Source organism: Arthrobacter sp. Alg241-R88, assembly GCF_900537115.1.
Taxonomy (GTDB): domain Bacteria; phylum Actinomycetota; class Actinomycetes; order Actinomycetales; family Micrococcaceae; genus Arthrobacter.
Window position 1 is genome coordinate 742,648 of the sequence record NZ_UNRG01000002.1, and the last position, 21,826, is coordinate 764,473.

Here is a 21,826-nt window from a genome sequence, read left to right on the forward strand (position 1 = left end):
TGGATGGTGCGGGAAATAGCAGAAGTTACTGTTTTTCCCATTTGCCACAGCGGGTTGAGTTGAAGTCCTGTCCCGCTGAAAGTGTGACCACGGGGCGGCCGCCACCGGGGATGTCGTTTTCGATGATGTCGCCGCCGTTGCTTCCGCTGCGGTAGATCCCCCAGTAGCAGGTAGATCCCACTGCAGCAGCGGCCCGATAAGTGCCGGGTTCAATGTCCGCACCGACCGTCCAGGTGCCGTCACCTATCGTGTTGGCCGCCTTCGCCTTCTCGGCTCCCGTCACTGCCTCCTCGCGGGCCTTGACCGCGGCCTCTGCAGTCTTGACCGCAGCGTCGGCCTTGCCCACCTCGGCTTCCTTGGCCGCGACCTTGGACTCACGAGACGCCATGCCGTTCTCAAGCGTGTCGTACTTGCCCTTCAGCGATGCGTAGCTGGAAAGCGCCGCGTCGCGCTCTATCTTGACCGTCGACTTTTCGCCGGCCAGGGATTTGTAGGCGTCGCTAGCTTTTGGATCGGGCAGTGCAGTTCCAAATGCCACGCCGCCGGCAAGGAGTACGACGGCGGCCGTCGCCAGAAGGATGGGCTTCTTCCTGCCCGGCTTGGCTGATGCCGCCGTCTGCTCTTCAGCAAGTTCAGAAGAAACTTCCGGAAAATCCCCGCCCTCCGGCCGTGGCCCGTAGCTGGTTTGGTTGTTCAACGTGTCCTCTTCCTCTGTTCGTGGATTACCGCAGAACGGCGGCGGGATACTGATCCCCCAATACGCGGTTCCCCGCCGCCGCCGCAGCTGCGGAAGATTCCTTCTTGGCTGCAGGACGAACTTACGGGCGCTCCCGAGAACAGGAGGCAGAAACTACTGATAACCGGGGTTATCAGAGCCTGAGCATCGATGTCGGGACGAGACACTAGGCTGATGGGACGATTCCGACTGAAGGGTGCAGCCATGGACACAGCTACCGGCACACTGCGCATGACGCTCGCTGACGTCGCCTCGCTGGCTCAGGTCCAGCGGCCTGTCGTATCCATGTGGCGGAAGCGCAGCAGCGGCGGCCCGCTTCCGTTTCCGGGAGCTGCAGCGACAGCCAACGGGGTCGAACTTTTCGACGCCGACGAGGTCACCGCCTGGCTCCAGGCAACCGGCCGGGGCAACAATCCGGAGGCGCACAACGACGTCGCGGTTTACGCCAAACTCACGGTCCCAGCAGCCGAAGCGCCCAGGAACAGCCGCCAAACGTTCGACGGCCTGACCTCGCTCCTTGCCCTGAAGGTCATCACGGGAGAAACGCTGAGCAAAAGCAGCGCTGCCGATTTGCTGGACGCTGCAGACGAAGCGGATCCGGACGATGTATTCCTCTACTCGGAGTTGGAGGCCCTCGGCTCCGCACTTCCCGGCCTTGCCAGCTTCGCGGACAGGCTGGCGGACAGTGCGTTCAGTGCGTCGGCGGCTTTCGAGAAGCTGCTGGGCCACCGCTTCAAGGAAGGCCTGCGCGAGCACTCAGACACCGCGCTAACGGACGCCGCACTAAAGCTCGTCGCTGCCGCAGCCACGGGGCTCGCCTCCACGCTGGACAGCAGGCCCCTTTTCGTCGACTCCACCCCGGGCGGGAGCGATGTAATGCTCAGCATCGTCCACCAGTTCGGCGAATCTGCGCCGGTCACCTTCCTGAATGCGGACCACGACGGCGGCGCCTCACGGTTGGCCCGCCGGCGCCTTGCAGTGCACGGCACGGACAGCGGGCCGGTGAGGGTGGACGCCAAGGGTGCCTTTGCCGTCAGCGGCCCTGCTGTGCACGTGGCGCAGTATCCGGCACCGGGCGATCCGGCCCTGGATACCGTCGGCATCCTGTCCGGCATCGAGAACATCGTGCTTCAGATGGATGATTCCCAGCGGGCGGTTGTCATCGCTCCTGCCCGGGTTCTCTGTGATGCCCTCCCTGGCGAAGCCGGCAACCTCCGCTCCGATCTCCTGCGGTCCGGCCGCGTGCGTGCCATCGTCCGGCTTCAGCAGGGGATGCTTCGCGCCAAACCGCGTGAGCCGCAGGCGCTGTGGGTGCTAGGGCCTTCCTTCGCGGACGTTCCCATCGCGGACCGGTGGACAATGGTGGCCGACCTGAGCACCACCCCGCTCACCCTCGACGTGAGCCAGGACCTGATCAGTGACGTCGTCGCCTCCATGGGTGACCGCGCCACCATTCGCGCGCACTCCTTCCGGTTCGCCCGCCTTGTGCAGACCCGTGTCCTCCTTGCACGGACCGGCGCATTGGTGAGCGTCCCTCCAGGGAGAAGTACGACGGCGGCAGCCGGCGCCGAGGCAGCGCTTCGGGTTGAGAAACTCGTCCGGGTCCTTTCCTCCTCCGCGGCCGAGTCGTCAGCACTGCCCGCTGTTCTGCCCACCGAGTCCAACGCCCCGCCGCCTCCTGCGACTGTCCAGGATCTCATCAACTCCGGCAACCTCAAGTACCTCAAAGGCATCCGCCTTGAAGTGGCTGACCTACAAGGTAAGGCCGGAAGCAGGATCCTGGGCCGCGAGGAACTGATGGATCCGCATCACGCTGAGCCGCGCTTCATCACCCTCCTGGACTTCGCTGCCAAGTACCCGGCAGGGCGGCTCACTGAGCCGGGTGACGTCGTCTTCTGTACCAGCCCACGGCCTGCCACAATGGTCGATACCGAGGGCGGCGCCGTCGTCGTCTTTCCTGCGCGGATCCTGAGAATTGACCAAGGTGACCCGGGCGGCCTGCTGCCCGCCGTCGTCGCCGCTGACATAAATGGCCTCAATCCCGCCGACAAGACCTGGCGCAACTGGCGGCTCCGCCGTACAGCGGAAGCGCAGCGCCAACCGCTAACGAACGCCCTGGAAGCCCTGCAACACGAGCAGGCCCAAGCCCGCGAACGCCTCAAACAACTGGAGGAACTCGCTACCCTGATTACGGACGGCGTAGCGGGCGGAAGCCTCACCCTGACAGACCCCATTTCCATCGCCGCACCAGAAGAAGGAACTGCATAATGCCCCCGAAGTTGAAGGTGGACCTCGCCCCGTCCACCATGAAGGAACTCAAGGACACCCTCTGGAAGGCGGCAGACAAGCTCCGCGGCTCGATGGATGCCTCACAATACAAGGACGTGATCCTGGGGCTCGTGTTCCTGAAGTACGTGTCGGACGCGTTCGAGGAGCGGCGCGGGCAGATCCAAGCGGAGCTGGAGGCGGAGGGGCTCAACGAGGAGCAGATCGCCCAGCTGATCGACGACGTGGACGAGTACACCGGCCGCGGCGTGTTTTGGGTATCGCCCCGGGCTCGTTGGACCTACCTCGCAGAGAACGCCAAGGGCTTGGACGCGGTGGACGGCGCGGCACCCAAGTCCATCGGCCTTCTGATCGATGAGGCAATGGAGCTCATCATGCAGGCCAACAAGAGCCTGGCCGCCACGCTCCCCAAGATCTACAACCGGGACAACGTGGACCAGCGCCGCCTGGGCGAGCTGCTGGACCTCTTCAACTCTGCGCGGTTCACCGGCCAGGGCGCCAGCAAGGCGCGTGACCTGCTGGGCGAGGTGTACGAGTACTTCCTGGAGAAGTTCGCCAAGGCCGAGGGCAAGCGCGGCGGCGAGTTCTACACGCCGGCTGGCGTAGTCCGCGTGCTGGTGGAGGTGCTGGAGCCGCACCGCGGGCGTGTTTATGACCCGTGCTGCGGTTCTGGTGGCATGTTCGTCCAGGCGGAGAAGTTCCTGGCCGCGCACCACCTGGAGGGCTCGGACATCTCGGTTTATGGCCAGGAGCTCAACGAGCGCACCTGGCGGATGGCGAAGATGAACCTGGCCATCCACGGCCTGAACGCCAACCTGGCGTCGCGTTGGGGCGACACATTCGCCCGTGACCAGCACCCGGAGCTGACCTGGAACAACGGCGCGGACTTCATCATGGCCAACCCGCCGTTCAACATCAAGGACTGGGCCCGCTCGGAGTCGGATCCGCGCTGGAAGTACGGCGTCCCGCCCGCGGGCAACGCCAACTACGCCTGGATCCAGCACATCATCTCCAAGCTGGCGCCCGGCGGCAGCGCCGGCGTGGTCATGGCCAACGGGTCCATGTCCTCCAACTCCGGCGGTGAGGGCGAGATCCGCGCCCAGCTGGTGGAGGCCGACCTCGTCTCCTGCATGGTGGCGCTGCCCACCCAGCTGTTCCGCAGCACCGGCATCCCGGTGTGCACCTGGTTCTTCGCCAAAGATAAGACTGTCGGGCCGCGCGGGTCCGTGGACCGGACCGGGCAGGTGCTCTTCATCGACGCCCGGAACCTGGGCTACATGGTGGACCGCGCCGAGCGCGCCTTGTCCGACGACGACATCGCCAAGATTGCCAACACCTACCACGCCTGGCGCGGGACTTCTTCTGCCGTTGAAGCAGGGCTGACGTACGACGATGAGGCGGGCTTCTGCTATTCGGCTTCACTTGCCGAGGTCAAGGCAGCGGACTATGCGCTGACGCCCGGACGGTATGTTGGGGCTGCTGATGTGGAGGACGATGGCGAGCCGATCGAGGAGAAGATCGCCCGGCTTTCGAAGGAGCTGTTTGAGCAGTTCGAGGAATCCGAGCGGCTGGCGACGGTTGTGCGCGAGCAGTTGGGGCGGGTGTTGTGAACTGGTCAACCTTGGTCCTCGGTGACTCACTTGAAGTACTCATCGATAACCGGGGCAAGAACCCCGAATTCAGCGAACAAGGCATTCCGGCCATCTCCGGTATGTACGTCGGAGACGGGGCCCTCGATGTCTCTTCGGCGCGGCGAGTCTCTCCAGAAGTTTGGGACAAGTGGATGCCAAGTAAGACTCAGAAGCACGATGTGGTCCTGACAAGCGAGGCCCCACTTGGCAGAGTCGCACTGGTGCCGTCAGATGAGCCTCTTACACTGACGCAGAGAGTCTTCGGGCTGAGGGGACGGGCCGGCGTTCTTGATAGCCGCTTTCTGTTCTACGCGTTTCAAACAGCGCAGGTTCAGGCTGACCTCCAGGGTCGGGCGACGGGGACCACAGTCCTGGGTATTCGTCAACCCGCTCTTCTAAAGGTCCAAATTCCGGCACCCTCTTTTGAGGAACAGCAAGCAATCGCTGAGGTTCTGGGCGCCCTCGACGACAAGATCGCCGCCAACACCAAGCTCGTTGCAACTGTCGATGACTTCTGCACGAGTCTTGTATACCGGGGCTCAACGAGCGGTACATTCTGTCAGCTTTCCGAGGTTGCTTCCGTCAAGTCTGGATATTCATTCAAAAGCAAGGACTGGCAGGAGACCGGCGTTCCGGTCGTCAAAATCGGAAACATTAAGCCTGGCATCGTGGATCTGGATGGCTGTTCGTTCGTCAGTAATGCAGTGGCGCTCGACGCCGCCAGTTTTCGTCTGCACGACAAGGACATTCTAATAGCTATGACTGGGTATGTGGGGGAAGTTGCCCGACACCGAGGGCAGGCCCGAGTTCTTCTCAATCAACGGGTAGGCCGATTCGCGGTCACTGATCCCAATCGCCTGACGGCCGACTATCTCTACTATTTTTTGCGGCTTGCGCATGTCAAAGCCGCCTTCATCGCAAAAGGGCAGGGGTCCGCACAGCAGAATATCGGCGCTGGGGACATCTTGGGAATAATGATTCCCCTACCAGATGCCGACAGACTCCATTCTCTGACTGCTGTACTTGAAGCCCTCGACAACAAAATTGGAGGCCTTATCAGAGAAAGAACCTGCTTGGCCGTTACCCGCGACGCTCTCCTCCCCCAGCTCATGTCCGGCAAGCTCCGGGTTAAGGACGCGGAGAAAGTCCTGGAGAACGCCGGTGTGTAAACGCGCAATGCGGTTGTAGTGGGCTGCCGGGGCAGCCGCCCGAAGCCTGAGTAAGCTGAACATCAAATCGATTGTGGGGGAATCACCGTGACAGCACCAGCAGTAGCCTTTTCGGAAGCCGACTGGGAAGGTGCCGCGAAGGAGCGGCTCGGCGAGCTGGACTGGAAGCCGCTGGAGGGCCAGGCGATCGCGTCCGGCACCGGGGAACGCGAGTCCTGGTCCGAGCTTCTGATCCGGCCACGCCTGCTCGCCGCCCTCCAGCGCCTCAACCCGACGGTCCCCGCCCAGTACCTGCAGCAGGCCCTGGCGGAAATAGCCTCACCCAACTCGAACGACGCGATGGCCGAGAACCACCGCATCCACAACTGCCTCGTCGACGGCTACCGGCTGACCTACATCGACTCCGACGGCAACGAAGCCAACCCGACCATCCGGCTGCTCAGCCAGGCACCGGACCAGAACGACTGGCTCGCCGTCAACCAGGTCACCCTGGTGCAGGGCGACTACAAACGGCGTTTCGACGTCGTGCTCTACTGCAACGGCATGCCCGTCAGCATCATCGAACTCAAGAAGGCTGGCAGCGCCCAGGCCGACCTCCCCGGCGCCCACGCCCAGCTCCAGACTTACCTCCGCGAATTCCCCATGGCGTTCCGCTTCTGCGTCTTCACGCTCGCTACCGACGGAATCCAGGCCAAGTACGGAACGCCGTTCACCCCCTTCAACCACTTCTCACCGTGGAACGTTGACGACGACGGCGTCCCCGTCGCCCAGGGCTACATGGTGGACGGCGATGCCGTTACCGCACTCGACACCGCACTGGATGGGCTCTACAACCAGGAACGTTTTCTGCAGCTGACGCGCAACTTCACCGCATTCGACCAGGGCTCGGGCGGGCTGGCCAAGCGCATTGCCAAGCCGCACCAGTACTACGCCGTCACCAAGGCAGTGGCCAGCACCATCCAGGCGGTGGAGAGCAACGGCAAGGCGGGTGTTGTTTGGCACACGCAGGGTTCGGGCAAGTCCATGGAGATGGAATTGTATGCCAACATGGTGGCGCGTGCACCCAAGTTGAAGAACCCCACCGTCGTGGTAATCACGGACCGGAACGAGCTCGACGGGCAGCTGTTTGAAGGCTTTGACCGCAGCCTGCTCCTCGCCGAGTCGCCGAAGCAGATCAGGAAGCGTTCCGAGCTGCGGGAGGAGCTGAGCAATCGGACAACCGGCGGCATCTACTTCACCACCCTGCAGAAGTTCGGCCGCAGCAAATCCGAGAAGGACGCCGGCACAGATCACCCGCTGCTGTCCGACCGGCGCAACATCATCGTGGTGGTGGACGAAGCCCACCGCAGCCACTACGACGACCTGGACGGCTACGCGCGGCACCTGCGCGACGCCCTGCCGAACGCCACGCTCATCGCGTTCACCGGCACACCGATCTCCTTCGACGACCGCAACACCCAGGACGTCTTCGGCGACTACATCGACATCTACGACCTCTCGCGGGCGGTCGAGGACGGCGCCACCGTGCCCGTGTACTTCGAGCCGCGGCTGATCAAGGTGGGACTGGCTGCGGACGTCACCGAGGAGATCTTGGACCAGGCGGCCGATGAGGCAACCCTGGGAGTGGACGACACCGAGCGGGCGCGCCTCGAGGCGAGTGTCGCCGTCGTGAACGCCGTTTACGGTGCTCCGCAGCGCGTTGCTGCCCTCGCCGAGGATTTGGTGGCGCACTGGGAGAACCGGCGCGAGCGGATGGGCAAGTTCATCGAGGCGCCGGGCAAGGCGATGATTGTGGGCGGGACGCGGGAGATCTGCGCGAAGCTGTACTCCGCAATCGTGGAGCTGCGACCTGACTGGCATTCTGACGACCTGTCCAAGGGCAAGATCAAGGTAGTGTACTCGGGCGACGCGACCGATACGCCCCCGGTATCCGACCATGTGCGCCGGGATTCGTTGAATGCCCAGGTCAAGGAGCGGCTCAAGAATGTGGACGACGAGCTGGAGCTGGTGATCGTCAAGGACATGATGCTCACCGGGTACGACTCTCCCCCGTTGCACACCCTGTACCTGGACCGGCCGCTCAAGGGTGCGCTGCTGATGCAGACGTTGGCCCGGGTGAACCGCACGTTCCGTGGCAAGGAGGACGGCCTGCTCTTGGCGTACGCGCCGCTGGCGGAGAATCTGGCCAAGGCGCTGGGCGAGTACACGCAGTCGGACCGGGCGAACAAGCCGGTGGGCAGGAACATCGACGAGGCTGTGGGGCTGACGGTTTCTCTGGTGGAGTCCCTGCGTTCCCTGCTTGCCGGCTATGACTGGAAGTCGGTGCTGATGAAGGGCGGGCCGAAATCGTTCCTCAACGCAGTGACTGGTGTGGTCAGTTACCTGCGGAATCCCGCCACGCCGGGCAATCAGCCTGCGGACGGCGACGACTCGCTTGCTTCCAATTACCGCAAGTTCTCCAGCCAGCTGTCCCGTGCTTGGGCCCTGTGCTCCGGTTCGGATACGTTGGCCGAGCTACGTCCCGAGATCCAGGTGTACGAGGAAATCCGCGTCTGGATGGCTAAGTACGACGCCGCCGACCGGCAGGCGAGCGGTGAGCCGGTACCCGAGGAGATCCAGCGGCTGCTGGGGAATTTAATTGGGCAAGCGACTTCCTCCGGCGAGGTGCTGGACATCTACGACGCGGCCGGCATGCCGAAGCCCTCCCTGGATGACCTGACGCCGGAGTTCATCGCAAAGACGCAGAAGGCCCGGAACCCCCAGCTGGCCATCGAGGCGCTACGGAAGCTCATTGCCGACGAGTCTGCTTCCTCTACCCGGAACAACGTGATCCGGCAGCGGGCGTTCTCAGAGCGGATCACCGAGCTGATGAAGAAGTACACGAACCAGCAGCTCACATCTGCCGACGTGATTGCGGAGCTGGTGCAGCTGGCGCGTGAAGTTGCTGCCGAAGGTAAGCGTGGGGAGCACTTCACTCCCCCGCTGAATTCGGACGAGCTGGCCTTCTACGACGCCGTGGCCCAAAACCAGTCGGCGGTGGAGGTGCAAGGCGAAGGCGTCCTGGCAGACATTGCCCGGGAACTGGTAGCTGTAATGCGGCGCGACGTACGGACTGATTGGACGGTGCGCGATGACGTCCGCGCGAAGCTACGGTCCTCCATTAAGCGACTCCTGGTCCGTTTCGGCTACCCGCCAGACAAGCAGCCCGAGGCTATCAAGCTCGTGATGGAGCAGATGGAGTCAATGGCGCCGCGGTTTGCCGAGGCGCATCTTTAGCCACAAGACCTTCTGCCACGAGGCAGTTGTTACCAATCACGAAAAATGGGGAAATCATGTCGTCTTACGATTCATCTGCTGGGCTTAGCAGCCCGGCTCTTCCACCGCTTCCGGAAGCCGCTCCGCGGGTGGACACCGGCAAACGAAAAGGCCGGCTTAAAACGTTGACTGCGGCAGCAGGACTGATCCAGTTGGCACGGATCATTCTGGGCGCAGTCCTGGGATTGTTATTCATCCTGACGTGGATCGGCACCGGTCCCGCCGTGGTTGATGCCGGCAGCCCTTCTGACTGGAACTCCGAACTCGCCGCAGCCAGCGTCAAGAACGAAGTCAATAACGGCGAAACGAAGGGCGCTCCGCAGCAGTCAGTTGTGAATGGCTGGTATGCCAACGACCTTGCGGCTATCACCGCCTCGCAGAATACGTACCTTGCAGCCAGTTCCGCTAGGAACGGCACGCTCTTAATGCTGCTGGGGTTGGGGGTTGCAGGAGAATTGATTCTTCGAGGACTTGATCGTGCTCGGCAGCTAGGGACAACAAGCTACGAGGAGCGGATTTGAAAACTTGGATTACTGTTCTAGCCGCACTGGCTGGAACGGCCGGACTGATCGCAACCATAGTTTCTGCTTGGGGTACGTCGGCCGGGTTAGCTGTATTGATCGTGGGAGTTATAGGGATCATCTTGCTAGGCGTCCAAGTTTATTTAGATATATGGGGGAAGTCTCGTAAATTTAGGCGGTTCCGCAATCAAGACGCGCCGGAGGGCCGGCGCGCAGTCAAAGTTTACATGGACCAACTTCTTTCCAAGGGCGAAAATGTTGCTATATTCACAAGAGATATGAGCTGGGTTGATGGTGATACTGAAGTCCTGTTAACGCAAAAGGCGAAGAAAAACAACTTAACTGTCTTCATGCTCAAAGCGAATGATCTGAGTGCGAGACTGAGTACTGCTGGCGCAGAAATCTACTACTACGAAACCATCACTGGTGATCGCCCGATCATGTCCCGCTTTACCCTTATCAACTTGGGACGGAGTCAGGCAGAGCTTGCAATTGGCCATCGTGACGAAGATGTCCACACTATCGAAATGTTCAGCAATCCACGTGAATACGCACTTACTTTAGCTCAGGACATGTTTTTGCTCCTCAAGGATACCTTTGCGATCCTAGACAAGGCTCAGACGCTTCCCTCTGTTCCTCACGTACGTGAAGGAACAGGGAACCTTGCTCCGAGTGAAGCATCCAACTGATGATGCGGCCCATAAAGAGTAAAACTACCAAGAAAATTGCAGCGGAGTGGGATGCACTGGCGGAAACCCGGTTCAACCAAATACGGTCTGGGCTAGACCAAAGTTTCGATTTCATACTCACACCCGCAATATTGCAGGAAGTGAGGAACGCAACCTCCCATTCACTTCTTGACGTTGGTTGTGGCTCTGGCACGCTTTCCTCTGCGTTGGCACCAAGAGTTCGAAGTCTCGTCGGCATCGACCCAAGCAGAGTGAGCATTGACCTAGCGAAGCGATACAACCGGGCACAAAATGCGACGTATTTCCGGGCCAGTGTCGAAGAATGGGCCGACCAGAATTCTCAGCAGTACGATTTACTGGTAGCCAATATGGTTCTGATGGATGTTGCCGACCTATCTGCAGCCTTGGTCGCAATGTCCAAGCTTTGTAAGGCCGATGGCACGATTCACGCCACCATTACTCATCCGTTCTTTTGGCCAAAGTATTGGGGCTATGATTCTGCTCCATGGTTCAGTTATATGGCTGAAACACATATCGAGGCACCATTCCGCATCGCAGCCGCCAAAACTGACCTCTGGACTACACACACTCATCGCCCCCTGGAGCAGTACCTGTCTAGTTTATCGGCAGTGGGATTCAGAGCGGTTCGGATTAAGGAGCTCGTAGATCCGAGGTCGTGTGTAACTGCATCAGGCGTAACGTACCCCAGGTTTATGCTGATTTCTGCATCTCGCGCATAAGACCATCAGGGGAGAACAGCTGTTCTTGTAGACAGATAGATGGAAGGGAAATAGTAGGCCGCTCGCCACAACGGCTGGCTTTTGGCTAGACTGGCCCATTCAGCTTGGCTCTGCTAACCCCCAGCCTGCGGACATAGTCGCCACTCCGGGTTCAAGGTTAGGGCATGGGTTCGGAAGAGAACTGCTTCCACAACTTCAGCAGCATGCTTCCTTCGCACCCTGACGCTGAACACAGGTTCCTAGAGCCCACGTCACTGGCTCTTCGTGGTTGATGGTGAAATAGGGTTCCGTGTCTTGAAAGCTGAAGGGCTCGTAGCCCTGCTGTGATGGATGTTCTCTACGCATTCATCACGTCAGGAGCTACGAGCCCTGATCGAGATGACCACCTCGTCGATCTGGACACCGGACAAGTCCTGGGGATCGTTGACGGCCGCGACAGTGAGGGTGTCGGTGACTGGCCGTTCGCCCGTCTGCTTCAGTGGCGCCTGGGCGTGCAGGTCGTTGCCATCGACCCCTCGGCGGCGGTCCGCAAGGCATTGCGCATGTGGCTGCCACGCCACCGCTGTTTCAGTCAACGCGTTCCACCTGGTCAAGCTCGGCAACGACGACATGCTCACCGAAGTCCGGCAACGCCTCACCCAACAGGTCCATGGCCGGCGGGGGCGTTCCGTTGATCGGGGGGTCTGGGTCAACCGGAGGCTGCTCCTGCGCGCCGGGGACACGCTCTCGGACCCGGCACGGGACAGACTCAGCACCGTGTTCGCGACCGACGATGCCACCGGGAACCTGCAAGCCGCCCGGTTGGTCAAAGAACAGCTCCGAACACTGTTGGCCACCTGATCCCTCGCCGACGCTGCCGCCGCGAAAGACCAGCTGCAGGTCCTGGTCGAGCTAGCCGCGCAGCCGGAGACGAACCGGCTCTGGCGCACGGTCTGTGGATGGTGGAAAGACATCGAAGTCCTCATTGTCACCGGTGCGACAGCCGCGATAGTGGAAGTCAACAACACCGCGATCAAGCGCATAAAGAGGACTGGCCGGGGATTCACCAACGCACGCAACTACAAAACGCGTATCCTGTTGCGCAGTGCCGCCAGAACAGCGGAATTAACATCCCTCACGGAAGAATCGCCTTGGCGGTATTCGAGGGCTTTCCTTTGGCCCCCAGCCCTTAGTAGTCTCCTATCGGACCACACTGCGCTCAATCTGGTGTATCACTGTTGATATTGCGTACGAAGGGTGATCCCCGGCCAAGCGGGTTCCTGCCTTTACCCTACGAAAAGGGCCCCCGTTAATTGATCGCCTAACCTCAACCTGGTCGCCTCTTACGGCTACTTGCCAAATTCGTTTGTCGTGACCAGTTTTTGGGATACCCACCCATGAATCGGAATCAGCCATAAAAGACCAGTAGAATTGGGGTATGGTTTTTTCCACCGCTTCACACAAGTCTGCCGCTGATGCATAGCGTTTTGAGGCATCCACATTTAGTGCCTTGCTCACGACTTTCCGTAGTGCGGGGGGAACATGCGGCTGCCAAGCCTCCCTGTCGGGAAAGTTTCCCGATTGAGAAACTGCCCTCAGTTGAGCAGCCGGATTATTTCCCGTAGCAATGTGAGCTAACTGCCGCACCCATTCATGCTCGCCGTTTAGCAGCCGGTAGGCAAGGCACCCCAGAGCATAAATATCACCAGAAGCTGAATCAACGTAATCTGACTCAGGCGCCAAGGTCGGGATGTATGCATGCGTACCATGGTCCGGATTGGTGCCCTCCACCAATGCCAATCCGAAGTCACCCAATTTTGGTGTCCATGCCCCGTCTAGAAGCACATTCGCAGGTTTTAGATCTCGATGCAAAATTCCCTTGTCATGCAAGTGTGCTACTCCACGGCAAATGTCGGGAAACCAGGCATAGAAGTTCTTTAGATCTGCGGGACCCGTGCTGCAAGATTTTTCTAAGCTTCCGTTGGGTAAGAATTCTGTACGGATGATGAATTCATCGCCTGATTTAGAAGCGCTGAATACCCTTATGGTGTACCTCGACTCGCTAGCTACCAAAAGTCTGGCTTCGTCAAGATTGTCGTTAAATCCCGGCCGTCCTAGTGGGATATGCTTCGTGGCATATACTCGACCCGTGTATGTATCGAGTTCCTTCCATACAAATCCAAAATGACCTTGTCCCAATAATTCAAGGCGTTGATACAAGAGATCCCTGTCGAGTTACAAATAGGGCCGCTGCCAGTGCCTCGTCAAAATGCTTCGGCATACCATTGTCGCCCCTGATTGCTTGAAGCTGCGGGATATCGCCTACGCTGGATCCACGCTTCAGGCCGAACTTAGTTACGATGCCTGCCTTCTTTATCAAGCAAACGTCCGCCTTGATTGCACCGAGCGCCGCAAGGATGACACCTTCAACTTGGGCGCGATGAAGGACTGCATCTGTGTTATTTGTAGCGTTAAGAGCACCTTGGACAACACAAGCGAAATCGATAGCCATTTTGCCAACCGACTCTAAAACATTCGTGTAGACCCAAGAAAGCTCTTGTTCTCGGGTACCGAATTCGGGAACGGCAACTTTCTTATGGGCCGGAACTACGAAGCCGTCTTCCGCGGATCCTTCCAGCAATACCCAGCGGAATTCGTTTTTCGCTGGAAGCAGGCCCAAAAACTGAAAAGCCATTGTCTAGAAGTCCCAGTCCTCATCCTCGGTGTTAACAGCCTTGCCAATCACGTACGAAGAACCGGACCCTGAGAAGAAGTCGTGGTTCTCGTCCGCGTTCGGGGACAGAGCGGAGAGGATGGCCGGGTTCACGTCGGTAACGGACGACGGGAACATGGCTTCGTAGCCCAGGTTCATCAGGGCCTTGTTGGCGTTGTAGTGCAGGAACTTCTTGACGTCCTCGGCCAGGCCGACGCCGTCGTACAGATCGTGCGTGTACTGGACTTCGTTCTCGTACAGCTCGAACAAGAGCTCGAACGTGTAGTCCTTGATCTCCTGCTTGCGTTCCTCGGACAGGCCTTCCAGGCCCTTCTGGAACTTGTAGCCGATGTAGTAGCCGTGTACGGCCTCGTCGCGGATGATCAGGCGGATCAGGTCTGCCGTGTTCGTCAGCTTGGCGCGTGAGGACCAGTACATGGGCAGGTAGAAGCCCGAGTAGAACAGGAAGCTCTCCAGCAGGGTGGAGGCCACCTTGCGCTTCAGGGGGTCATCGCCCTGGTAGTAGTCCATAACGATCTGCGCCTTCTTCTGAAGGTTCGCGTTCTCGGTGGACCAGCGGAACGCCTCGTCGATCTCCTTGGTGGAGGCCAGCGTGGAGAAGATGGAGGAGTAGCTCTTGGCGTGCACGGACTCCATGAAGGCGATGTTGGTGTACACGGCTTCTTCATGCGGAGTCAGGGCATCCGGAATGAGAGAGACTGCGCCGACGGTGCCCTGGATGGTGTCCAGCAGGGTCAGGCCGGTGAATACACGCATGGTGAGCTGCTGCTCGGCCGGCGTCAGCGTGTTCCATGACTGGACGTCGTTGGACAGCGGCACCTTCTCCGGCAGCCAGAAGTTGTTGACCAGACGGTTCCAGACGTCCACGTCCTTGTCGTCCTGGATGCGGTTCCAGTTGATGGCCTCGACGTGGCTAAGCAGCTTGACCTTCTCGGTCATGTCATCCCCTATGCGTTGGGTGGTTTCTCTAAGTTAAAGCGTACGACGGCGGGCGGGCACACGCCGTCGTACTGTCAGGATTTACTTGAAGCTACAACTACAGCATGCAGCTGACGCAACCCTCCACCTCCGTCCCTTCCAGCGCGAGCTGGCGGAGACGGATGTAGTAGATGGTCTTGATGCCCTTCTTCCAGGCGTAGATCTGGGCCTTGTTAATGTCGCGCGTGGTGGCGGTATCCTTGAAGAACAGCGTCAGGGACAGACCCTGGTCCACGTGCTGGGTGGCGGCAGCGTAGGTGTCGATGACCTTCTCGTAGCCGATCTCGTACGCGTCCTGGTAGTACTCCAGGTTGTCGTTCGTGAGGTACGGCGCCGGGTAGTACACGCGGCCCAGCTTGCCTTCCTTGCGGATCTCGATCTTGGACGCCACCGGGTGGATCGAGGAGGTGGAGTTGTTGATGTAGGAAATCGAACCCGTCGGCGGAACAGCCTGCAGGTTCTGGTTGTAGATGCCGTGCTCCATAACGGAGGCCTTCAGCGCCAGCCAGTCGGCCTGCGTGGGGATGTGCACGTTCTTGAACAGCTCCCGCACCTTCTCGGTCTGCGGCAGCCATTCCTGCTCCGTGTACTTGTCGAAGAACTCACCGGACGCATACTTGGACTTTTCGAAGCCGCCGAAGGTCTGGCCGGTTTCGATGGCCAGCAGGTTGGAGGCGCGGACCGCGTGGTAAACCACCGAGTAGAAGTAGATGTTGGTGAAGTCCAGGCCCTCTTCGGACCCGTAGTGGACCCGCTCACGGGCAAGGTAGCCGTGCAGGTTCATCTGGCCCAGTCCGATGGCATGGCTCTGGTCGTTGCCCTTGGCGATGGACGGCACCGAGGTGATGTTGGACATGTCAGACACAGCCGAAAGCGACCGGATGGCCGTCTCGATGGTCAGGCCGAAGTCCGGCGAGTCCATGGTCTTGGCGATGTTCAGCGAGCCCAGGTTGCAGGAGATGTCCTTGCCGGTGTCCGCGTAGGACAGGTCATCGTTGTACGTGGTGGGCTGGGAAACCTGCAGGATCTCGGAGCACAGGTTGGACATAATGATCTTGCCGTCAATCGGGTTGGCCCGGTTCACGGTGTCCTCGAACATGATGTACGGGTAGCCGGATTCGAACTGGATCTCGGCGAGGGTCTGGAAGAACTCGCGCGCCTTGATCTTGGTCTTCTTGATCCGGGAATCATCCACCATCTCGTAGTACTTCTCGGTGACCGAGACGTCGGAGAACGGCATTCCGTAAACGCGTTCCACGTCATACGGGGAGAACAGGTACATGTCCTCGTCGCGCTTGGCCAGCTCGAACGTGATGTCCGGGATCACAACGCCCAGCGAGAGGGTCTTGATGCGGATCTTCTCGTCCGCGTTCTCGCGCTTGGTGTCCAGGAACCGGTAGATGTCCGGGTGGTGCGCATGCAGGTACACCGCACCGGCACCCTGGCGGGCACCGAGCTGGTTGGCGTAGGAGAAGCTGTCTTCGAGGAGCTTCATCACGGGGATGACGCCTGAGGACTGGTTCTCGATCTGCTTGATGGGCGCGCCCACTTCGCGGATGTTGGTCAGCGCGAAGGCCACACCGCCGCCGCGCTTGGACAGCTGCAGCGCGGAGTTGATGGACCGGCCGATCGACTCCATGTTGTCTTCGATGCGGAGCAGGAAGCAGGAAACGAGCTCGCCGCGCTGCTTCTTGCCGGCGTTCAGGAAGGTAGGCGTAGCCGGCTGGAAGCGGCCCTCGATGATCTCGTCCACCATCTGCAGGGCAAGCTGCTCGTTGCCGCGGGCCAGGTGCAGGGCAACCATGCACACACGGTCCTCGTAGCGCTCCAGGAAGCGCTTGCCGTCGAACGTCTTCAGCGTGTAGGACGTGTAGAACTTGAACGCGCCCAGGAAGGTCTCGAAGCGGAACTTCTTTTTGTAGGCGCGGTTGAACAGGTCACGGATGAAGTTCATCGTGTACTGGTCAAGCGTCTCGCGCTCGTAGTAGTCGTTCTTGACCAGGTATTCGAGCTTCTCTTCCAGGTCATGGAAGAACACGGTGTTGTTGTTCACGTGCTGCAGGAAGTACTGGTGCGCTGCCTCGCGGTCCGCTTCGAACTGGATCTCGCCGCTGGGGCCGTACAGGTTCAGCATCGCGTTCAGCTCGTGATAACCCAGGCCCTTATAGGCGGCGGGCATCTCGGGCTTCTGGGCCCTGGTTACTTCTGTGTCTGCGACAGTCGTGTCCAAAACGTGTCCAATCCATTGTTTACGCGGGCCACGTCTTCTGGCGTGCCCATTAATTCGAAGCGGTAGAGGTGCGGTACTCCGCACTTGGCGGCGATGATGTCCCCCGCCAGGCAGTAGTTGTCCCCGAAGTTTGTGTTGCCGGCGCCGATCACCCCGCGGAGCAGTTGCCTGTTCTGCGGAATGTTCAGGAAGCGGATGACCTGCTTGGGGACAGAACCCTCTCCCCCGGTGCCGCCGTAAGTGGGCACCACCAGCACGAACGGCCGGGTGGCGAGGAGGGGTGCGTCCTTGGCGAACAGCGGAATCCGGGCCACCTCGCGGCCGAGCTTCGAGACAAAGCGGGTGGTGTTCTCGGATGCCGAGGAAAAAAAGATGAGCTGGCTGCTGGTGACAACTGGCGGAACCGCCCCGGGATCCCCCACGCGCTGAGCCGCGTGAACATCCCGGGAAGTGTGGGATTCCTGTGCTGTGTCGAAGTCCTGGGCTGCTGGTGCTGCCGTGGGAGTCACCTCAGCTGGTTGTTGATTGCCGGCAGAAAAAAGTGTGACCCCTAGGCCACGGAGGAAACTGCGGAAAGCGCCAGTTCCTCGATCTTGTCCGGGCGGAAGCCTGACCAGTGGTCCTGGTCTGTGACCACAACAGGAGCCTGCATGTAGCCCAGTGCCTTCAGGCGCTCGAGGGCCTCGGCATCCTGGGAGATGTCAACGCTCTGGTAGGTAATGCCCTTTTTGTCGAGCGCCCGGTAGGTGGCGTTGCACTGAACACAAGCAGGCTTTGTGTAAACCGTTACGGTCATGGTTCCTGTCCCCTTTACTGAAAACTTGCTCGTCCGGTGTTCCCGCCCAAGCTGTACCTAGATACTACATCTAGTGCAGACGCCTCTTTGGAACCCCAAGATGATGTATTACAAGTATGTCATTTAATGCACCTTTAATCCACAGGGAGGGGCCTTCAAAATGTCCGGGATTCCGCTGATTTTGCGGACGCAATCCACATCCTGTGGACTACTTAGCCACATTTAACGCCCAGCGTGTCGAGGAAAAGACGGCGTGTCGCCCGCAGTCCAGGGGCAGGTTCCGCGCCGCCCCGGACAGCCGGAAGGGGCCCCGAAGTGACCTTCGGAACCCCTTATGGTGACCAATCCCACTGACCCGCACGACGGCGGCTGCCGGCACCTCCGTCACGGCGCCGGCAACTGCGGCTGCTAAAGCTGGACCTCCCGGCGGTCCAGCACAATCTGTTGCACGTCCAGGTAGCCCGACTGGAACCCTGCCCGGGAGTAGCACAGGTAGAACAGCCACATCCGCTGGAACACCGCATCGAACCCCTGCTCGCCCACCTCGCGCGAGCGCTCCAGGAACCGCTCCTCCCAGAGCCGCAGGGTGGCGGCGTAATGGTCCCCCATGCCCATCCGTTCCCGCACCCGCAACGTGGTGTGCTGCTGGGTCACTCCTTCGATGGCGCGGACGGACGGCAGGAATCCGCCCGGGAAGATGTACTTGTGGACCCAGGTGTAGGCGTTCCGGGTGGCGAGCATGCGCCCGTGCGGCATGGTGATCGCCTGAATGGCCACTTTCCCGCCTGGCGCAAGCACCCGGTCGATCGTCTGGAAGTAGATGGGCCAGTACTCGTAGCCCACGGCTTCGATCATCTCGACGGAGACGATGGCATCGTACTCACCCTCCACGGCCCGGTAATCCTGCAGCGCCACGGTCACCTGGCCTGCATAACCGGCGGCCGCGATCCGCTCCTGCGCTAGCGCCTGCTGCTCGCTGGAGAGGGTGACGCTGTAGACAATGGCGCCGCGGGCCGCAGCCCGCAGTGCAAGCTCGCCCCAGCCCGTACCGATTTCCAGGAGCCTGGTCCCGGCCCCGACGCCTGCCTTGTCCAGCAGCCTTTCAATCTTCGCCTGCTGCGCTTCAGCCAGAACCTCCCAGCCAACCGCAGACAGCGGTCCGGTTTCGAGCGGAAACAGCGCGGACGAGTAGCTCATCGTGGAGTCGAGGAAGGTGGAGAACAGCTCGTTGGACAGGTCGTAGTGCCGCGAGATGTTGCTGCGCGTGTTCTGCTCGGCGTTGCGTTCCTGCCGCGGGGTGCGCGGCAGGTACAGGGCACGCAGCTTCTGGAGCGGGGCGGGAATCAGCGTATCCACCGAGGCGGCAAAGACTTCCAGGACGCCCGCCAGGTCGCTGGCTTCCCAGTCCCCGGCCATAAACGACTCGCCCAGCCCGATCAGCCCGTTGTCGCCGATCCTGGCTTCAAACGCCTCAGGCCGGACCATCACCATCACGGGGCCGCCGGCGCCGCCGGTGCCCAGGACCGTGCCGTCCGGGTACTCAACACGCAGGGGCAGCCGCTTCACGGCCCCTTTGAAGAGAAGGCCTGCGGCCTTGCCTGCCACCGCCGCTTTGGCGCCCGACGGCGGCTGCGCAACTTCCGGCCATACGTTTGGATCGATAATGGCGGGCGACGCTGGCATACCGGTGGCGGTCCAGGCTGCCGCATAGTGCGTGGCGGCCACGTCCGAAAGTCCAGCGTTGTCCCGGGCTTTAGCGAGGACAGGAACTGCAGTTGTTTCGTTGTCGTCTATCAGTGTCATTGGACTGCCTCCTGTGAGGGGTGGTGTGGCCGGGCGACAACAGGCAGGCGCCTGGCCCAGAGTTTGATGCCCTGTACCCGGATGAGCGCGGATACCAGCAACGGTGCGGCCGGAACAGCAAGGGCCGCTGCCAGGATGTTCGGAACCGTGGCCGGCCGGCGGGCGCCGTCCATGCTGGCCACGAACGGGCTGTGGCCTTCACGGTCCAGCACGATGGAAACCCCGAGGCGCTCCCCCGGCGCGGGCAGCTTCATGCGGTACTGCCCGTCCAGGTTGTTAAAGGGGGAAACATAAAAGGCCTTGGGGACGGCAGCCCGCCCGGCAGTATCGGTCTGGAGGAGGTAGCAGTGACGCTCCCCGTACGTGTTGTGGACTTCGGCCACCACGCACTCAAGCTCCCCGGTGGACCGGTAGCACCAGAACAGCGACAGCGGATTGAAGACGTAGCCAAAGACCCTGGCGCTGGCCAGCATGTGGATGGGGCCGCCGTCGGGCTCAATCCCCTGCGTGCGCAGGTATCGTTCCACGTTGCTGCGGATGGTGCCGTCCGGATCGCCCAGGTGGTCCCCGGCGCGGAACACGGCCAGTGGCCGCAGCAGGAGCGGAAGCCGCGGAAGCTTGTCCACATCAACGAACCAGCTGTAGCTGCGGTAGGTAAACGCGTTCTTCAACGGGGTGCGCCGCACGTGCGAAATGGAGGTGCGGTAGATGGCTGCCCCGGTGGTCATGCGGGTTCCGCCACGGGAGCAAGCTCCCGTTCGCCGTCGTCCGACGCCCCTGAGTCGTCGGCCGGCCGGAGGGGATCCCAGGAGCGGCCCAGCGCTTCCGCCGCCCGGACACCGGCAAGTGCACCGTCCTCGTGGAAGCCCCATCCCAAATACGCGCCGGCGTAGGCAATCCGGTTGTCGCTGAGTGCGGCTATTGCCTGCTGCGCCTGCAGCGATTCCGGCGTGTACTGCGGGTGCTCGTACACCATGCGCTCAAGCACCGCGTCACCGGCAATCAGCTCCGACTCCCCCAGGCTCACCAGGTAGGGACGGCCATCAACCGGGTCCAGCCGCTGCAGGCGGGTGAGGTCGTAGGTGACCAGGACCTTGTCCGGCCGGGCGCCGCAGGACGGCAGGCGGTAGTTCCAGGACGCCTTCGCATTGTCGGCGGCAGGCAGGACAGCAGGGTCCCGGTGGAACACTGTGTGGTTCACCGAGTAGGGCATCCCGCCCAGCGCTTCCTTCTCCGCCGGCGTCGCATCAGCGAGGAACCCAAGTGCCTGGGCAGGGTGGGTGGCAATCACGACGGCGTCAAAGTCTTCCAGCCCGTGCTCCGTTGCGAGCTCCACACCTTCCGGCAGGCGCCGGATGGCAGTAACAGGAGTGCCGAGCCGGATATCTGTCAGCGTGGCCGCGAGCTTCTCCACGTACCGGGCTGAACCGCCGGTGACGGTGCGCCACTGCGGCGAACCCTTCACGCCCAGCATCCCGTGGTGATCCAGAAAGGTGAAGAGGTAGCGGGCCGGGTAGGCGAGCGCGGTGGTGGGGTCGCAGGACCAGACAGCGCTGACTACCGGGGTCATGAAGTGGGAAACAAAGTATGGGCTGAAGTCTTCCCGTTCCAGGAACTCACCGAGGGTCAGCTCCGAATGCGCGGCATGCGGACTGGCGGCCGGGATGGGCTCTGTCTTCAGGAGCGCCCGGGCCTTCCGGTAAAAGCGCGTCACCTCCAGCAGCATCAGCAGGTAACGTCCCCTCAGCAGGCTGGAGGGCCTGGCAATGATTCCCCGGCCGCCGTCGCGGGCACCGGCGTACTCCAGCCCGCAGCCGTCACAGCGGACGGACATGCTCATCTCGGAGTCCTGCGTCTCAACCCCCAGCTCAGCGAACAGCCGCAGCAGGGTGGGGTAGGTCCGCTCGTTGTGGACGATGAAGCCGGTGTCGACGCCGACAGCGGCTCCGTCCGGTTGCGGAAGATCGTGCGTGTGGGCGTGCCCGCCCAGCCGCGGGTCCGCCTCAAAAAGGGTGACGTCGTCCTCCCGGTTGAGGACGTAGGCGGCGGTCAAACCGGCCACGCCGCTGCCAATGACGGCCACGCGCCGTCGTCGGCCTCCGGATACTGCTGGGTCAGGTGACAACTTATGCTCCTCTGCTGAACATTTGCCAAGGGTGGGTATACAGAGGGCAATTCGACGCCGTTGCGGCCGCGGATGGGTGCCGTGCCTGCCAGCT

General features: G+C 61.2%; 17 protein-coding genes and 1 pseudogene. 8 read left to right on the top strand and 10 right to left on the bottom strand.

The window, feature by feature from the left end:
• Positions 1–25: 25 nt before the first annotated feature.
• Positions 26–697 carry a hypothetical protein gene (locus G6R19_RS08245; protein ID WP_240341799.1) on the bottom strand — a complete coding sequence of 224 codons (672 nt, stop codon included), beginning with the start codon at positions 695–697 and terminating at the stop codon, positions 26–28.
• A 213-nt stretch (positions 698–910) separates the two neighbouring features.
• On the opposite strand from G6R19_RS08245, the gene G6R19_RS08250 reads away from it, so the two are divergent.
• The 7 genes from G6R19_RS08250 (at position 911) to G6R19_RS08280 (ending at position 11,087) form a co-directional block, all read left to right on the top strand.
• The gene (locus tag G6R19_RS08250; RefSeq protein ID WP_240341800.1) at positions 911–3,004 is read left to right on the top strand and encodes a hypothetical protein; all 2,094 of its coding nucleotides are present in this window, start codon (positions 911–913) and stop codon (positions 3,002–3,004) included.
• Positions 3,004–4,632: a class I SAM-dependent DNA methyltransferase gene (locus tag G6R19_RS08255; protein WP_163164041.1), complete on the top strand. Its 1,629-nt coding sequence runs from the start codon at positions 3,004–3,006 to the stop codon at positions 4,630–4,632. Before G6R19_RS08250 ends, G6R19_RS08255 begins: the two co-directional genes overlap by 1 nt.
• Positions 4,629–5,822, top strand: coding sequence for a restriction endonuclease subunit S (locus tag G6R19_RS08260; protein ID WP_163164042.1), 1,194 nt, complete (start codon positions 4,629–4,631; stop codon positions 5,820–5,822). The genes G6R19_RS08255 and G6R19_RS08260 overlap by 4 nt, the downstream gene beginning before the upstream one ends.
• A gap of 87 nt (positions 5,823–5,909) precedes the next feature.
• Complete coding sequence (locus G6R19_RS08265) at positions 5,910–9,098, top strand: type I restriction endonuclease subunit R (RefSeq protein WP_163164043.1); 3,189 nt, start codon at positions 5,910–5,912, stop codon at positions 9,096–9,098.
• 128 nt (positions 9,099–9,226) lie between these two features.
• Entirely contained in the window at positions 9,227–9,658 is a 432-nt protein-coding gene (locus G6R19_RS08270; RefSeq protein WP_163164044.1) for a hypothetical protein, read from the top strand.
• Positions 9,655–10,347 carry a hypothetical protein gene (locus G6R19_RS08275; protein ID WP_163164045.1) on the top strand — a complete coding sequence of 231 codons (693 nt, stop codon included), beginning with the start codon at positions 9,655–9,657 and terminating at the stop codon, positions 10,345–10,347. The genes G6R19_RS08270 and G6R19_RS08275 overlap by 4 nt, the downstream gene beginning before the upstream one ends.
• Positions 10,348–10,349: 2 nt before the next feature.
• Positions 10,350–11,087: a class I SAM-dependent methyltransferase gene (locus tag G6R19_RS08280; RefSeq protein WP_240341812.1), complete on the top strand. Its 738-nt coding sequence runs from the start codon at positions 10,350–10,352 to the stop codon at positions 11,085–11,087.
• A 353-nt stretch (positions 11,088–11,440) separates the two neighbouring features.
• On the opposite strand, the gene G6R19_RS20590 is transcribed toward G6R19_RS08280, so the two are convergent.
• Positions 11,441–11,662, bottom strand: coding sequence for a hypothetical protein (locus tag G6R19_RS20590; protein WP_346010076.1), 222 nt, complete (start codon positions 11,660–11,662; stop codon positions 11,441–11,443).
• A 34-nt stretch (positions 11,663–11,696) separates the two neighbouring features.
• Here G6R19_RS20590 and G6R19_RS08285 point away from each other — a divergent pair.
• Positions 11,697–12,308: pseudogene (locus tag G6R19_RS08285) on the top strand (transposase).
• A 961-nt stretch (positions 12,309–13,269) separates the two neighbouring features.
• Here the strand turns inward: G6R19_RS08285 and G6R19_RS08295 are convergent.
• The 8 genes from G6R19_RS08295 to G6R19_RS08330 form a co-directional block, all read right to left on the bottom strand.
• Complete coding sequence (locus G6R19_RS08295; protein ID WP_163164048.1) at positions 13,270–13,761, bottom strand: hypothetical protein; 492 nt, start codon at positions 13,759–13,761, stop codon at positions 13,270–13,272.
• A 3-nt stretch (positions 13,762–13,764) separates the two neighbouring features.
• Positions 13,765–14,739: a class 1b ribonucleoside-diphosphate reductase subunit beta gene (gene nrdF / locus G6R19_RS08300; RefSeq protein ID WP_163164049.1), complete on the bottom strand. Its 975-nt coding sequence runs from the start codon at positions 14,737–14,739 to the stop codon at positions 13,765–13,767.
• 97 nt (positions 14,740–14,836) lie between these two features.
• Positions 14,837–16,957, bottom strand: a complete 2,121-nt coding sequence (gene nrdE, locus G6R19_RS08305; RefSeq protein ID WP_163164162.1) for a class 1b ribonucleoside-diphosphate reductase subunit alpha — start codon at positions 16,955–16,957, stop codon at positions 14,837–14,839.
• 20 nt (positions 16,958–16,977) lie between these two features.
• Positions 16,978–17,430: a class Ib ribonucleoside-diphosphate reductase assembly flavoprotein NrdI gene (gene nrdI / locus G6R19_RS08310; RefSeq protein ID WP_163164163.1), complete on the bottom strand. Its 453-nt coding sequence runs from the start codon at positions 17,428–17,430 to the stop codon at positions 16,978–16,980.
• 128 nt (positions 17,431–17,558) lie between these two features.
• Positions 17,559–17,804 (bottom strand): glutaredoxin-like protein NrdH, encoded by a 246-nt coding sequence (gene nrdH, locus G6R19_RS08315; RefSeq protein ID WP_013601222.1) that lies wholly within the window; start codon positions 17,802–17,804, stop codon positions 17,559–17,561.
• Between the two features lie 408 nt (positions 17,805–18,212).
• Positions 18,213–19,607, bottom strand: coding sequence for a cyclopropane-fatty-acyl-phospholipid synthase family protein (locus G6R19_RS08320; protein WP_205484311.1), 1,395 nt, complete (start codon positions 19,605–19,607; stop codon positions 18,213–18,215).
• Positions 19,604–20,335 (bottom strand): DUF1365 domain-containing protein, encoded by a 732-nt coding sequence (locus tag G6R19_RS08325; protein ID WP_163164050.1) that lies wholly within the window; start codon positions 20,333–20,335, stop codon positions 19,604–19,606. Before G6R19_RS08325 ends, G6R19_RS08320 begins: the two co-directional genes overlap by 4 nt.
• A complete protein-coding gene (locus G6R19_RS08330) occupies positions 20,332–21,732 on the bottom strand; it encodes an FAD-dependent oxidoreductase (protein ID WP_163164051.1) in 1,401 nt (466 codons plus the stop codon). Before G6R19_RS08330 ends, G6R19_RS08325 begins: the two co-directional genes overlap by 4 nt.
• Positions 21,733–21,826: the final 94 nt, after the last annotated feature.